Origin of the sequence: Syntrophotalea acetylenivorans, assembly GCF_001887775.1 — a bacterium.
Classification (GTDB): Bacteria; Desulfobacterota; Desulfuromonadia; order Desulfuromonadales; family Syntrophotaleaceae; genus Syntrophotalea_A; species Syntrophotalea_A acetylenivorans.
This window is the reverse complement of the sequence record NZ_CP015519.1, coordinates 1,944,919-1,959,822: the sequence shown is the minus strand read 5'-3', so window position 1 is coordinate 1,959,822 and position 14,904 is coordinate 1,944,919. Positions and strand designations below refer to the sequence as shown.

12 protein-coding genes are annotated in these 14,904 nt (G+C 54.1%); 3 read left to right on the top strand and 9 right to left on the bottom strand.

Features of this window, described 5'->3' with window-relative positions; genetic code table 11:
• Positions 1-37: 37 nt before the first annotated feature.
• A complete protein-coding gene (locus tag A7E78_RS08970) occupies positions 38-535 on the bottom strand; it encodes a DUF1847 domain-containing protein (RefSeq protein ID WP_072283898.1) in 498 nt (165 codons plus the stop codon).
• A gap of 376 nt (positions 536-911) precedes the next feature.
• Between A7E78_RS08970 and A7E78_RS08965 the strand changes: the two genes are divergently transcribed.
• Positions 912-1,841: a bile acid:sodium symporter family protein gene (locus A7E78_RS08965; RefSeq protein WP_072283897.1), complete on the top strand. Its 930-nt coding sequence runs from the start codon at positions 912-914 to the stop codon at positions 1,839-1,841.
• A gap of 21 nt (positions 1,842-1,862) precedes the next feature.
• Here A7E78_RS08965 and A7E78_RS08960 read toward each other — a convergent pair whose 3' ends face one another.
• The 3 genes from A7E78_RS08960 to A7E78_RS08950 all read right to left on the bottom strand — a co-directional run bounded on the left by A7E78_RS08960 (position 1,863) and on the right by A7E78_RS08950 (position 4,496).
• Entirely contained in the window at positions 1,863-2,990 is a 1,128-nt protein-coding gene (locus A7E78_RS08960) for a two-component system sensor histidine kinase NtrB (protein WP_072283896.1), read from the bottom strand.
• Positions 2,991-3,090: 100 nt separating this feature from the next.
• Positions 3,091-3,729, bottom strand: coding sequence for a retropepsin-like aspartic protease (locus A7E78_RS08955; protein ID WP_083552943.1), 639 nt, complete (start codon positions 3,727-3,729; stop codon positions 3,091-3,093).
• A 119-nt stretch (positions 3,730-3,848) separates the two neighbouring features.
• Positions 3,849-4,496, bottom strand: a complete 648-nt coding sequence (locus tag A7E78_RS08950) for a YigZ family protein (RefSeq protein ID WP_072283894.1) — start codon at positions 4,494-4,496, stop codon at positions 3,849-3,851.
• A 593-nt stretch (positions 4,497-5,089) separates the two neighbouring features.
• On the opposite strand from A7E78_RS08950, the gene A7E78_RS08945 reads away from it, so the two are divergent.
• Complete coding sequence (locus A7E78_RS08945) at positions 5,090-6,340, top strand: diguanylate cyclase (RefSeq protein WP_072283893.1); 1,251 nt, start codon at positions 5,090-5,092, stop codon at positions 6,338-6,340.
• A 144-nt stretch (positions 6,341-6,484) separates the two neighbouring features.
• Here the strand turns inward: A7E78_RS08945 and A7E78_RS08940 are convergent, their stop codons facing one another.
• The 4 genes from A7E78_RS08940 to A7E78_RS08925 all read right to left on the bottom strand — a co-directional run bounded on the left by A7E78_RS08940 (position 6,485) and on the right by A7E78_RS08925 (position 12,411).
• Complete coding sequence (locus A7E78_RS08940) at positions 6,485-7,162, bottom strand: hypothetical protein (RefSeq protein ID WP_083552937.1); 678 nt, start codon at positions 7,160-7,162, stop codon at positions 6,485-6,487.
• 481 nt (positions 7,163-7,643) lie between these two features.
• A complete protein-coding gene (locus tag A7E78_RS08935) occupies positions 7,644-9,728 on the bottom strand; it encodes a bifunctional diguanylate cyclase/phosphodiesterase (RefSeq protein ID WP_072283892.1) in 2,085 nt (694 codons plus the stop codon).
• Positions 9,725-10,195 carry a YfiR family protein gene (locus A7E78_RS08930; RefSeq protein ID WP_072283891.1) on the bottom strand — a complete coding sequence of 157 codons (471 nt, stop codon included), beginning with the start codon at positions 10,193-10,195 and terminating at the stop codon, positions 9,725-9,727. The genes A7E78_RS08935 and A7E78_RS08930 overlap by 4 nt, the downstream gene beginning before the upstream one ends.
• Positions 10,196-10,344: 149 nt before the next feature.
• Positions 10,345-12,411 carry a TOL_0244 family TonB-dependent receptor gene (locus A7E78_RS08925; protein WP_158516092.1) on the bottom strand — a complete coding sequence of 689 codons (2,067 nt, stop codon included), beginning with the start codon at positions 12,409-12,411 and terminating at the stop codon, positions 10,345-10,347.
• 282 nt (positions 12,412-12,693) lie between these two features.
• Between A7E78_RS08925 and A7E78_RS08920 the strand changes: the two genes are divergently transcribed.
• The gene (locus A7E78_RS08920; RefSeq protein WP_072283890.1) at positions 12,694-14,280 is read left to right on the top strand and encodes a peptide chain release factor 3; all 1,587 of its coding nucleotides are present in this window, start codon (positions 12,694-12,696) and stop codon (positions 14,278-14,280) included.
• A gap of 194 nt (positions 14,281-14,474) precedes the next feature.
• On the opposite strand, the gene A7E78_RS08915 is transcribed toward A7E78_RS08920, so the two are convergent.
• On the bottom strand, positions 14,475-14,879 hold the full coding sequence (locus A7E78_RS08915; RefSeq protein WP_072283889.1) for a helix-turn-helix transcriptional regulator: 405 nt from the start codon (positions 14,877-14,879) through the stop codon (positions 14,475-14,477).
• Positions 14,880-14,904: the final 25 nt, after the last annotated feature.

Sequence of the window (14,904 nt, the reverse complement as noted above, 5' to 3'; positions counted from 1 at the left end):
TTCCTCCTGAAAAAAATTGGATAAAAACACTTACTCTTTACTTTAGTGCGGCGATGGGATTGTGTCTATGAACCCGGTCTTTTACCACCAAGGTAGTTGCCGGCGCCTTGGAGTGCTTGGAGAACAGCAGGTCATGTCCAAGGCACAGGCCCATGGCAATGTTGAGTTCGGTACCCTTTTCAGCCAGCAGAATGGCCTGGCCAATCGGATTGCAGGAGGTGCCGCGATCACCTGGTACCAGGGCATCGGCCGGGATGCGGCAAACCTTGCAGTCGACCCGTGTTATGTCAAGGGTCTGTCCAAGGCGTTGCTCGAGAAGGGCCGCTTCTTTTGCCACGGCAACGCAATGGGCTATGCCGATTCGCTTCCATCCCGCTGTTTCTGCAAAACGTAGAATCTCTTCTGCCCGGTCAATGCTCCGGTTTTTTGCGGCCGACGCCAGCTTCATTAATTGCCGGTCCTGTTCGTCGTATAGAGCCAGGCAATCCTGTTCCGTTGCTTCCTGGTCGGTTGTGGCTAGAGCGCTGTGATTCACATGTCCCTCGTGTGAACTGATATCTGGTTGCTAGGTAATTGTTTGTCAGTCATTTAGCTGTCAACAGCTTGATCATTCAGATGGTAAATGTCAAGGGTTTGCGGCGATATCAGATGGCAAAGCTCTTATTGAACCAGCCATTCGTTGACAGGTTGGCTTGGGGATCGGTTGGAACAGAATTGCGAGGACCTTCGAGTAGAAGTTTAGGGACGGCCTTTCTAGGAAAAGTACCAAGCCAGCCAGGTGTTGAGCAAGGCGAAATGCTACTTTTGCGGTGCTAGTTAGTTCTTGCCTTTGCTGAGAGTTGACTGCATAGTACCGAGTCATTCCTTGCCGGCTGTTTTGAAATAACCTGAACTCTTCAATCGAGAGGACTATGTTTCGTAAGCAAGACGCTCTATTGCTAGTTATTACTTACGCCACCATGTTACTTGGCATTCTACTGCCGGAACTGGCGGCGCCGTTCAAGACGGTGCCCATGGCTTGTGTGATGTTTCTGCTGTTTCTGTCCTTTTTGGCGGTTGACTTAGGTCAGGTATTCCGTTGTGCCAGGAACGCCCCTCTCGACACTCTACGTCTGTTGACGGTCAAGTGTCTGCTGTTGCCGGTGGCGGCTTTCGCCCTCTATCACTATTGCTGGCCGGACTACCGGTTGGCAGCCTTGCTGGTGGCCGGAGCTTCTACGGCGGTGCTGGCGCCCTTCTTTGCGCGCCTGTTTCAAGCCGATGTGGGCCTGACGGCGGCGGTGGTGATCCTCTCCTCCCTGTTGATGCCATTTACCTTGCCACCCCTGGTGTCCGGATTGGTCGGGCAGTACCTGCAGGTGGGGGTCGGGGCCATGATTCAAATGCTGGCGTTGATGGTTTTTGTTCCGGCGCTGGCCGGCCGGGCCTGCATTCGCTGGTTGCCGCGCCCCGCCGACTGGTTGCTGCAGCGCAGCTACCCGTTGTCCTTGCTGGCGGTGGCCTTGACCAACCTCGGGGTTTTCTCCCGCTACTCCCATTACTTTCTGCACAATGCCGCCCTGGCACTGGAGGCAATGGCGGCAGGAACCCTGCTGGTAACGGTGGTTTTGCTCGCCGGGCCGCTGCTATTCCGTGGTACCAAGCCGGAATTTCGCGCCACGGCTCTGGTTTGTACTTTGTTCCCCAATTACATCCTGATCCTAGCCTTCAGCGCCCAGTTTTTCGGCCCTGCCGAAGCGACTTTTGCTGCGACTTACAGCGTGCCGTTTTTTTTGCAGGTGCTGGTACTGCGCAAGGTGATCGGGGACCCGACCGCTCCAGTGAAGGGTGCGGCGGATTGAGCAGATGAAACGGGGTAGTGATCAAAGGTCTGCTGGCGGGTTTTTATCGTTGTGAGGCAGATAGATCTCGAAGGTGGTGCCGCCGTCCGGGCTACTGGCAACCGAGATGTGACCGAGGTGGCGTTTGACGATACTGAAGACGACCGTCATGCCGAGGCCGGTTCCTTTGTGGCTCTTCTGGTTGGTGAAGAAGGGTTCGAAGATTTTCTCCCGAGTGGTTTCATCCATGCCGTGCCCGGTGTCGGTAACGGTCAGCACCACGTAGGGGCCGGGAGGGAGGATGCTGCCGGTACTGTCGATGCCCCATGGCAGTAGTTGGTTGGCCGTGGAAATGGTCAGTCGCCCGCCATGGGTCATGGCATCGCGGCCATTTATCGCCAGGTTAAGGATGACCTGTTCCAGTTCGTCGGCCTTGCCATGAATGGATGTCAGGGCCGGATCGAGTTGGATGTCGAGCTCGACCTTTGGTTCGAGCATGCTTCGCAGCAGCCTTTCCAGATCGCCGATCAGGTTATTGAGATTAAGTTCCACGGCTTGGTCGTGATGGCCCTCGCCGATCATCATCAGCCGATCTAAAAGGGCTCTAGCGCGCTGTTCGGCATCCAGAATGGCCTGCGCGGCCTGTTGCAGATTAGGTTCGGTTTGGGCCTGGTGCAGAATGCGGCCAAAACCGCCGACTACGGTGAGCAGGTTGTTGAAGTCGTGGACCAGACCGGCCGCCATGCAGGAGACGGTTTCCATCCTCTGACAGAGGGTGAGCTGTTTTTCCAATTCTTTGCGCTCGGAAACGTTGCTAATCTGCAGAGCGACGTAGATGACCTCGTCTCCGGTCTGGTCAAAAATTGGAAAGGCGCGGCACTCGAAGGTGCCGATAGGGGAGGTGTGGAATTCGCGATTGGTCGTCCGGCCGCTACGAAAGACCTCAGTGGCCGGGCAGGTGTTAAAGGGGATGTCATCATCCGGATGAAAGATAGCGGCACAGGGGGGCATGCCCTCCCGTTTATCAACAGGAACATCTTCAAAACCGCCGCGCCAGTTGGACAGGACAACACGGTGTTGCCGGTCAATCACCACCAGACAATCGGGCAAATGGCTGAACAGCCGGTAATAAAGGTCGTTTACATCAATGTTGGACGGCAGTTTCGGCATGAGGCGCCCCTTCCCTATAGGGCCTCTTTTACGAACGTTGTTGTAACTGGGGGTTTTTAAACTTTATCCTAAAAATAAGGTCGTGGCCAGATGCCGGCAATCAATTAGAAGACTGCCAGTGAATGACCTGCTGTTGAAAATCGATGCGGTACTGGTGCTGCCTGAGAAAATCCATGCCCAGCAGACCGTCGAAGGGAGCGTCCGGGCCGCTGAGTTCGATCAAGGAGACGGCAGGAGCTTCCCAGGTATAGGGGCCGACAGTCAAGACCTCCAAACGGACCCTGTCGGTAGGGATAAGCTGCCCCCCTGCAAGTCGTGACCAGCCCTTCCCGAGATGTTTAGTTCGCAGGGGCGCCACGACATGGTGATGGAAGACGGTTTGTGACGCACCCGTATCGAGCAACAAGCGGGCGCTGACCTGGCGCTGGCCGTCGCTGATTTCTACCGGCACCACGACCTGGTTGCCGTAAACTTTCACTGAAGTCGTTAGAGATTTACGTTTGGCTTTTTCAGATTCCAGGACTTTTTTCTGCAGGTCCTGGCGCTCCGTGGGGGAAAGGTAAGCGTCGTCGACAAATATGTCGGTGCCGTGTTCATCCTCATAGCTGTGGATTTCACTATGGCTTGTGTGCGGAGAAGCAAGTAGTCCTGCCAGGAGCAGGGCCAGACAGAGCATGCTCTGTTTTGATAATGGCCGCGAAAGCTTCGTGGTTGAATACTTTTGGTCTCTCCCTCGCATTCGCCTTGTATCCTCTCTTCCTGTGCAATAATCCTGTTATTTCGTCAGAAAGACTCGCTCCTTAGATATTTTACCAGAAAAACGCACCCCGCAGAATCGGCAGCTCAGACTGATGGGAGCTAGCTTCCGCTATTATCTATAGTGGTTTGTTTTGCCCGTCGCATTCTGAAACGTCCCTGGCAGCAATTGGAAAGTCTTTCTTCCAATTCGACAAGCTGGCCGCTGGCTATGGCCACCGTCAGGGTGACTTCATGGCTATAATCTGCCTGAGTGATATCCACTTGCAGTTCGCTCAGCAAGCGTCGGACCGGATCTTCGAGAGCAAAGGGCAGGCTGATCAGGTTGTCGATCCGTTCGACGAAGGGTTCTTTGATCAGTTCCCCCAGGGCTTGTTGGACCGCGCCGCTGTAGGCTCGCACCAAACCGCCGGTGCCGAGCTTGATGCCCCCGAAGTAACGACTGACCACGGCAACTATTTCGCCGAGGCCGCTGTATTGCAAGGCGCTGAGTATCGGTCGGCCAGCGGTGCCGGCCGGTTCGCCGTCATCGCTCATGCCGAGAACATCGCTTTTTGCCGGGTTGCCGGCAATAAAGGCCCAACAGTGGTGCTGGGCTAAGCTATCAGCTCTGCGGGCGGTATGGAGAAAGTCCATCGCCGCCGGGCGGTCGGCAGCTCGTCCGAGTCGGGCAATAAAACGACTTCGTTTGACTTCCTGTTCGACGCAAACGGCCCCCACGGGTATCAGATAAGAAACAGATTTCGACATGATTCCAGCATGTAAAGGGAAAGGTTTTGAAACTGCTGATCCCCTGATGGTAACTCCCTGCGGTTGTACAATCAAGAGCGCTATGCCGTCACCATTTCATCAGGCGAATCAGGTTGAAAAAATGATCGCTCCAGACCAGGGCGGGTCTGTTGGGTGAAGGGGGAAGCCATCCGTCCAACTGGCTGAGAGAAAGCTCGGAAACTTCGAAAATATGGTGGACCTTTACACCCTTTTCATCCTTAACCCTAAAGGCGTGGCATGCCACACAAATGGTGACCTTTCCGGTGGGGCATGCCACAGTTTTGGCTTAAACCTAGGGATTTTAGTGTAGATCCTCATGGAGATGAAGCTTCTACCCCCGTCTGGCGAATTGAGGGGGTTAGCGAAGGATGCTTTCCTGGATTTCGTCAAGTGGGGCAATGTGGGTGGCTGTTATATATTGTTGGACCAGCTTTTGCACTAAAAGGCGTCCCTAAGAGGAATCCTCGAGGTGAAGGGCGGTCAGCATGGTGTTTGTGGTTCTCAATACTCACCTGCAAAGGCCGAAGCGAAAAAAAGTAACCGGACCTTACCGCATCATAGCAGGAGACAAGATGAAAAAAATTCTCGTGGTTGAAGACTCCAGTTTTTTCGGCCGAATGCTTAAAAACAAACTGGCCCTCGAAACCGGCGCCAAGGTGCGTTGGGTAACGACCATGGCCGAGGCTATTACGTTGGTCAAGGACGATGCCAGCGATTTTGTGGCAGCTATCGTCAATTTTAATCTGCCCGATGCACCGCAAGGAGAAATTGTTGATCAACTGGTTGGGTACGATATCCCGGTCATTGTCTTTACCAGCGTGGTCAGCAAGGAAGTCCGCGACCAGATCTGGGGGAAAAAGGTTGTCGATTATGTCCTGAAAGAAGGGGTGCAGAGTCTGGATTACCTGGTGGCCCTGTTGAGACGCCTGGAACGTAATCCCCAGACCGAGGTGCTGATAGTCGACGATTCGGCCTTGCCCCGGGAAACCATTGCGGCTCTCTTGCGCATCCACAGGTATAAGGTTTTTGAAGCTTCTGATGGGCGTGAGGCTTTGCAAGTTATGGAGGAGCATCCGCAGATCAAGCTGGTGATTACTGACTTTCACATGCCGAATATGGATGGCTTTGAACTAACCCAGAACTTGCGTAAACAATGGTCCAAGGACGATATGGCGATTATCGGCATATCGGCCCGGGGCGACAATGTCATGGCGGCGCGCTTCCTTAAATGCGGTGCCAACGATTTCATGATCAAGCAGTCATTTCTCACCGAGGAGTTTTACTGCCGGGTCAGCCAGAATATCGAAAACCTGGAAAATATTGCCGCCATTCGGTCGGCTTCGGTTACCGATTTCATGACTGGGCTCCCCAATCGGCGCCATCTTTTCGATAATGGCGTTCGGGTCTGGCAGCAGGCTGCCGAGACAGGGGCGGCCCTGGCTTGTGCCATGTTCGATATCGACCATTTCAAAAAAATCAACGACCGATTCGGTCATGACGCAGGAGACCTGGCTATCCAGCACGTGGCTGGCGTATTGCGGAAATCTCTGCCTGCCGAGGCTGTTATCGTTCGAATGGGCGGGGAGGAATTCTGTGCCTTGTTGCCCCAGGGCAGCGAGGATGCCGCCGTGTGTTGCGAATCGATTCGACGAACCCTGGAGCTGTCTTCCCTCGAGGTTCCCGGCAGTACGGAGGCGATTCGTTTGACCGTCAGTATCGGTCTTACAAAGGAGCCGGGTGCCAGTCTCGAAGCGATGATCAATGAAGCCGACACCCTGCTTTTTCAGGCCAAGGAGAGTGGCCGCAACCGTCTGGTCTGTTGACCGCAATAAATAGACTTTGTTGTCTTATTCTGTTGCCAAGATTGATAAGGCTATGTCCTGGCCGCCAAGACTTGAGAGCTTCGTTCAGAACAAAAGAGGCTCGGCGAAACGCCCGGGCCTCTTTTGTTTTAGAGCCTCTGTGTTTTAGAATTTGTAGGTAATGCCGAGGGCAATGACAGGATAGTATTGGTAATCCTCCAATTCCTCTTCCAGTTCCCGTTTTTCCCGGGCTAAATCTTCTTGAAAGGTAGGGTCCGAGGCAATCGGGCCGGTGGCAGAAAGGTCGACATTGGCCTCGCCTTGGAAAACCACGCCGAAATCGCAGCTGAAGGACCAGCGTGTGCTTTTGCCGAGGGCATTTCCCCAACCTATACCGACATAGGGCGCTACTTCGTTGAAGTCGACTTTACCGTTTAAAGTGCCAAGTTGGGCCGCCGTATAGGTCGTGCCATCAAGGGTATAGCTGCTTTGGGATGAGGCTTCAATGTCGGCTTCATTTTTGTTGATCAAGGCTCCGGCACTGATACGAAAACCCGATTTTTTAAAAGGGTACCAGTCAAGCATAATCGGAAAATTCAGCAGGTCGGCATCTACATCGTAATCGATATCGCTGGTATTGATGTCAAAATCGACACTCAATGCATTGGCACCGCCTCGCAGATTCAGCGAAGGCAGCAGGCCGACGACCCCTTCGGCACCGGCACCCAGGGTGCTGGCTTTGATACCTAGAGCGAAGTCACCGGTATCGGCAAAGGCTGAAGCAGCGGTCAGAATAAGTAGCAAGACCGATAAGAAAAGGTTGCGAGTAATTTTGGCGTTCATTCGGGTATTCCTTTCTGGCGTCACCTTGCCGGCAACAGAGGTGTCAAAATCTTATTCATGTGGCGGTCTGTTGCTTTGTGTATACGCAATACCCACGCCAGTTTCGTCCTCGTTGCGATTAACTTAAAAGCATGTTGGACAAATCCAAAAAATATCAAGGAGTTGTTTACCAAAGAAAAATACTATTGAAGCAGAGAAATCGTTGGCGTTTTGCAGATCGCTCCCGTTGTGGCTATTTAACGGCGGTTAAAACATTTTTTGCATAAAAAGAAGCTAACGCCGGGGCGAGAATAGAGGACTGGCAGACAAATTTTTTCCGTCGCATTTTCATAGAGGATGTGGCGGCGGTGGCTGTCAACCTTTTTTTTGTTTTTTAATTGTTTTTGGATTAGGCGCAACGACCTGCGAGAGCTGAATTTGTTCCGGTCGATTGGCTGTTGAGTACCGTTTTAAAGGGGAATGGAGCCTGCTTTTGGGCAGATCAGTTACGAAGGGGATTTTCAGGGTGTGTGTGTTGCGGCTGCTGAGCTCGCAACAGAAACTGTTCGAAAGCTTTTTGCGGCAAGGGTTTGCTGAAATAAAACCCTTGCCCGTAGCGGCAGCCGTGTCTTTTCAAAAAAGCAATATGAGTCTGGTTTTCGATCCCTTCGGCAATAACTTCCAGGTCCAGGGCACGAGCCAGGGCAATGATGGCTTCAACAATGGCATGCTTGCCCATCGGTTCACCTATGCTCTGCACGAAAGACTGATCGATTTTAAGTTTGGAAAGGGGGAAACGGTGCAGGTAATTCAATGAAGAATAGCCCGTGCCAAAATCGTCGATGGCCAGGCTGACCCCCATGGTATTAAGATCTTCCATTACTGCAATAGTTGGTGTGAGGTCATCGACCAGAACGTTTTCGGTGATTTCAAGTTCCAACCATTTCGCTTCCAGGCCCGAAGCAGCCAGGGCCTGCGCGACTGTTTTTACCAAATCGCTTTGACGAAACTGGCGAGGAGATATATTAACGGCAACCTTGCCAGGAGAAAGACCGGCCTTCTGCCATTGCAGGTTTTGGTGACACGCGGTGTGAATCACCCATTTGCCGAGAGGGATAATCAAGCCGGTTTCTTCGGCCATGGGAATGAATTTGTTGGGCGGGATTATTCCCAGCTTTGGATGATGCCAGCGGACCAGAGCTTCCATGCCGATTATTTGCCCGCTGACAATCTCCACCTGTGGCTGGTAGTGAAGGGCCAGTTCCTGGTTATCAATGGCCTTACGCAGATTGTTTTCCAGAAATAAGGTCTCCTTGGCCAGTTTGTTCATGTCTTCAGTAAAAAACTGAAAATTATTACGGCCTTTTTCTTTGGCCCGGTACATGGCTACATCGGCATTTTTCATAAGAGTTTCAGCTGTCAGGCCATTGGCTGGAAAGAGGCTGATGCCGATGCTGACAGTGATATACAGCTCTTCAGCGTTAATGAAATAAGCAGCAGAGAGAGTATCGAGAATTTTTTGAGCAACGGTGATAATTTCATGCGTTTCGGTATTATGCTCCAAAGCGATAACGAATTCATCGCCACCGAGTCGGGCCAGGGTGTCCGATTTACGCATAATGCCGGTCAGGCGTTTGGCGACTTCCTGCAGAAGCCGATCCCCCGCTTCATGGCCCAGGGAATCGTTGATGGTTTTAAACCGATCGAGGTCGAGAAACAATAAGGCAAGTTTTGCCTGCATACGGCGGGCCTTGGTTATGGCATGGTGTAAACGGTCGTGAAATAGAAGCCTGTTCGGCAGGTCGGTGAGGGTGTCGTGGTGCGCCAGATAATCGAGTCTGTTCTGTTTGCTGCGCAATTCCTGATCACGAATCTCGATCTGCACCAGCATTTCATTGAAATCTTCAATCAGGCTGCCGAGCTCGTCTTGACGGTTCATCTTGACCCGTCGTCGATAGTTCCGTTCTTTAGAAACCGCGCGCATGGCGGTTGCCAGCTGTTCGATTGGTTTTGAAATAATCCCTTGCAGCCGGTCGGCAAGCAGCCAGGCGAGAATGAACGCACCACCCAGGCCTAAAAAGCCGAAACCGATATATCGCATCAGGGTCGTTTCGATTTTGTCCAGATTCGTCCGCAGGTGCAGAATGCCGAGGTGCTCGCGACCGTGGCCGATGTCCTGCACGATGTCTAGATGACGGCCGGAGAAAAGATGTCCGGCATTAAGGAGCAAATCAGGTGGATAGGGCATGGGCGAGTTGTTGGTCTGCTGCTTGTAATAGCTGGAAAAAACCTGCCCATCCGCATCGTAGATGATGCCGGCGATCACCTGCGGGTTGGCTTGCAGAGATTCGAGGGTTTCTCCGGCGGTGGGACGATCGTTGAAAATAACCGATGCCGCACAGTTGTTAGCGATATTGCGGGAAAGAACATCCATCTCCTGTAACAGGGAGTTGCGCAGAAAGTTGCGCTGGTTCACCGCAAAGACCAGAAACAGCACCAGAAGCACCGCAAGGCTGGTAAGAACAATCACCGCTTTGAGCTTGTTTTTTATGGACCAGTTACGGATATCCGCTGCCGGCAAGTTCAAGGTCCCTCCCTTTCCTGCCCGTCCTTGATGACCAGGTTGGCCAGACGAAACAATTTGGAACTGAGGACCAGACCGGCTTTTTGTGCACTGTCCAGGTTAAGCGAAAAGCTGACATTCTGGGCTCCCTCCAGGTGAAGAATACCCCCTTTGCGAGAGAAGTCCTGCATATCGCTGACAGTTAGAATAGGTTGTCCTGCTACCGCTTCCATGGTGTTTGTTAGGGTCTGCGAGGGGCTCTGAGGGATATACAGGATATGGCAGGGTTGATGCCGGTCCGGAAGCTGATTTGACGCCAGGCGCTGAATCATGATGGTCCGGCCCTCGATCTGTTTGCCGCTGAGGCTGGCGATCGCCTGTTGCAGAGGACCGTCGCCCTGCAGGGCAATAACCAGGGGGGCGTCCTGATCTGCAAAGGAGCCTTCCGGCCAGGTGACAAACCGAGCGACATTATACAGCAGGGCCGTCATGACCGGCTCTTTTTCAAACTGAGCCCGAGCGGTGACCGGTATGGTGAGGAGAACCAGCCCTACAACCGCCCAGAACGCTATATGTTTAGACCAAACGCAATGGTTCATAAATTGGGTACCACGTTTTGTCCTGATGGGTTCGCCCCGGGTTAATAGCGCCAGACCGCGTGGCCGTAAATACCGCGAGGCACTTCTGAGGCCGGAGTTTGGAACTCCGGGTCGTATTCCTGGTGGCTATCTTGCAGCAGATTTTGACCGACCAGGGCCAACTCAAGGCCTGGACAAGGCTGCCAGCCGAGGCGTAGGTCCAGGGTTAGGTAGCCGCTGATGTCCAGGGATTCGAGCTCGTCCGCGCAGCGCAGCCAGAGATCGAATTCGACCTGGCGCGGCAGGTCCAGCGACGAGCGCAGGGAAAGCTGGTGTTTGGGACTGGTCCCCTCCATCAGGTCGATGCTGTCCGTATCGTGGCTGCCCCTGCCGGTGTCGACATCCATCTGCAGATAGCTGTAGCTCGCTTGAAGCCGCCAGAAATCGGCTACCTGCCAGTCGCTGGCCACCTCGAAGCCCCAGGTTTTAGCCTTTAGCTTGTTGTCAATAATTCCGGGAATTCTTACGTAGCCCTCCGGCAGCGTGGAGAAGTCAGGAGCCAGGGCCTCGAAAGAGCGCAGATTGTCGTAGATGTTGAGGAACAAAGCCAGGTCCAGGGAAAACACCGAGGTCGGCATGACCCGGTAACCGAGTTCCCAGGCCAGCAACTCTTCGCTGTCGTAATCGCGGTTGCCGTAGGCGACGATGACCCCGGGCGGTGTTGACGGCATCAAGTAGAGCCACATCCTGCCGTCTTCCTCGACCCGGGATGGGGTACGCACCGCCCTGGACACGGAGGCCCAGGCGGAGTGGTTTTTATTGGGGGTCCAGATCAGGCGGGCATTGGGTTGCAGTTCGAAACCGGTGTAGTCGTTGTGTTCGAGCTTGGTGCCGAGAATCAGTCTCAACAAATCGTTTTTCAGGGCAATCTCGTCCTGGATGAAGAGGCTGAGCATGTGATCCGTCTCGTCGTTATCGTTAAAGATGATTAACGGCTCGTTCGGATCGATGTCGTCCCAATTGACCCGGTAGCCCAGGCCCCAGATGACCTCCTGGCGTCGCCCAAGGGGGAATCGGTGCTGGAAGTCGATATCCAGCGTGTCGCGGGTTTCTTTCAGTAGGGCTGTTTCATCCCGCCGGGTGTGATCGTAATAGGCCTGCAGTGCCAGGTTGGATTCAGCGGAAAGGGACCGTTGCCAGCGCAGCAGCAGATTGCCGCCTGAAAAATCGGTGTCGGTATCGGATACGGTGCGAAATTCGGGCGGAAGCAGGCTGTATTCTTCGTTGGTCTGCCCTTCGAATCCGCTGTAGGCGTCGCCCTGAACGGTCAGGGTGTCCCTGGAGCTTAGTTTGCCGTCGTAGCGGAAACCGCCGCGAAAAGCGCTCCAGTCATCGGCCGCCTCGCCGCCGCCGATGGCATCGAGACCATCCCGGTTAAAGTATTTGACATAGGCCCGGTAGTTGCCCTGTGCGCCCACCTGGCCACCGTATCGAACGGAACCGAATCCTCGTTCCTCGCTACCGTAGCCTCCCTTGACCAGAAGGCCGTGGGTCTTTTCCGCGTGCCGGGTGATGATGTTGATCACGCCGTTGACCGCATTGGCACCCCACAGGGTGGCGCCCGGGCCGCGGATCACTTCGATGCGTTCGACATCTTCCAGCAGGGTGTCCTGCACGTCCCAGTAAACCCCCGAGAAGAGCGGCGTGTAGACGCTTCGGCCATCCATGAGGATCAACAGCTTGTTGGCGAACCGGCCGTTAAAGCCGCGGACGGTGATGGCCCATTTATTGCCGTCGATACGCGCCACATTGACGCCTGGCGCCAGGCGCAGCACCTCGGGAATGCTGGTGGCCCCGCAGCGGCGGATGTCCTCCTGGGTGATGACGAAAATCGCGGCGGCCGTATTGCTGATGGCCTGTGGTTTTTTAGCCGCCGAGGTGATCTCGAGGCGCAGCAGTTCCTCGATGCTGAGACTCAGCAGAGCCTCCGTGGACGGGTTGTTGATGGCTGGGGTGGTCATGGCTTTGGCTGGCAGTCCCAATAACACCAAACACAGAACCGTGAGGGTGTAAAAGAGCAGACGGGTTTGTGGTTGAACCGAGTCGGCGCCAAACATTTTTACGACCATGATATTTTCCCAAGTCAAGTATGTGCAATTCCCTGCGCTGCAATAGGAAAGGTTCATTGGTGACACTTAAATGTCTAGTTGATAAGTGGGCTCCTGTCAAATTGCACTATTGAAATCGGGAACGTCTGAAGCGGTTTCCGCCCGGGGAAGGGCGGTCGCGATAGCGTTGCTGGCTGTTTCCACCCATTGACCTTTTGCCTTGTTTTGCGGTATGATCCACTGTTCATCGGGCCTTTTGGCCCGGTTTTTTTATCAGCGGAATATTTCAACAGAGGTTGTAAAGTGAGCAAGAACCACCGTAAGGAAGTTGACCGCCGGCGCACGTTCGGCATTATTAGTCACCCCGATGCCGGCAAAACCACCCTGACCGAAAAGCTGCTGCTGTTCGGCGGTGCGATTCAGATGGCTGGTGCGGTCAAGGCCCGCAAGGCGGCTCGGCACGCCACCAGCGACTGGATGTCCATGGAGCAGGAACGAGGCATTTCGGTTACTTCCTCGGTGATGAAGTTCAACTACAACGATTACGAGGTCAATCTGCTCGACACCCCCGGTCACCAGGACTTCTCCGAAGATACCTACCGGGTGCTGACCGCTGTCGACAGCGCCCTGATGGTTATCGACAACGCCAAAGGGGTCGAGACCCAGACCCGAAAGCTGATGGAAGTCTGCCGGATGCGCAACACGCCGATCATGACCTTCATCAACAAACTGGACCGTGAAGGGTTGGAGCCTCTCGATATCCTGGCCGATATCGAAGAAACCTTACAGGTCGAATGCGCGCCCTTGTCCTGGCCGATCGGCATGGGCAAACGTTTCAAGGGTACCTATAATCTCTATCGCAAGCGCCTTAGCCTGTTTACCCCGGGGCAGGAAACCCGCCCTCAGGATGCGGTGGTGATTGACGATCTGTCCGATCCGCGTCTCGATGAACTTCTCGGTAGTCAGGCCGATGAATTGCGTGAGGATATCGAATTGTTGGAGGGGGCGGCCAATCCCTTCGACCCGGAACACTACCTCAAAGGCAATCAGACGCCGGTCTTTTTCGGCAGCGCTATCAACAACTTTGGGGTCGAGGAGATGCTTGAGGCTTTTGTCGAGCAGGCGCCGGCACCTCGCCCTGCCCAGACACTGACTCGTGAGGTTTCCCCCTACGAAGATCCTTTCTCCGGATTTGTCTTTAAAATTCAGGCTAACATGGATCCGGCCCATCGTGACCGCATCGCCTTTTTGCGGGTCTGCTCGGGTACCTTTAAGCGCGGCATGAAGGTCAAACACCATCGCATCGGTAAGGATGTGACGCTGGCAAATGCCACTATCTTCATGGCCCAGGATCGTACCAATGTCGAGGAAGCCTTCCCCGGAGATATTATCGGTATTCATAACCACGGTACGATCAAAATCGGGGATACCTTCAGCGACAAGGAAGCCTTGAAATTCACCGGCATTCCCAGCTTTGCGCCTGAGCACTTCCGTCGGGTACGATTGAAGAATCCTTTGAAGACCAAACAGCTTGAAAAGGGATTGAAGCAGCTGGCCGAAGAAGGGGCGGTGCAGCTCTTTCGGCCGTTGATCAATACCGATTACATCCTCGGCGCCGTCGGAGTGCTGCAGTTCGATGTTATCATGTCCCGGCTGCAGACCGAGTACGGTGTCGATGCTCTGTATGAAGGAATCGACTACGCCACCGCCCGTTGGGTGGAATGCGATGACGATAAAAAATTCGAAGAGTTCGAGAAGAAAAACCAGGCGAACCTGGCCAAAGACTCCGAGGGGGGGCTGGCCTTCCTTGCCTCCAGCGAATGGCGTCTGGGGCACACCATCGAACAGTGGCCGGAGATCGTCTTTCACAAGACGCGCGAGCATAATTGATGGCGCCGCAAAAATTTTTACGAGAGCATCACAATTAGAGACTGAGAAAATGACGGATTTGACCGGGGCTGCGTTAAATTAAAAAGAGCCGTGACGCACAGTGATCGAGGCTGGTGCGGTATTACAGTTGACAGAATAAAAAAAGGACGGCCTGCGAGCCGTCCTTTTTTTATTCTGTTGCTGTGTGGATATTGTTATTTTTTATCACCCTGTTGGTCGAGATCCCGTACCTTTGTGACGAAATCACCCATGGCCCCCGCCATTTGTTCGATCATCCGAGTCCACTGTTGCAGAAATTTTTCACCGCCCGGAGTCAGGCGGTAGAGACGCTTGGCCGGGCCGTGACCTGACACATCCCAGTCGGAGGTCACGTGACCTCCAACCTCGAGCTGGCGCAAGGTTCTGTAGAGAGCGCCGCGATCGACGACCGCGCCGGTCAGACTGTGCTCGGGAAGCTCACTGGCTAATTGGTAGCCGTGAGCGCTGCCGAGTTTTTTAAGCAACAACAGAACCACCGGCTCAATAAAGCGGGGAATATTGCCGAAGTCGCCGCCCTGCGGGCCACGTCCCCGGCCCTGGCGACAAGCTCCTCGAGGCATAAGGATCCTTTCCGGATGAGGAAAA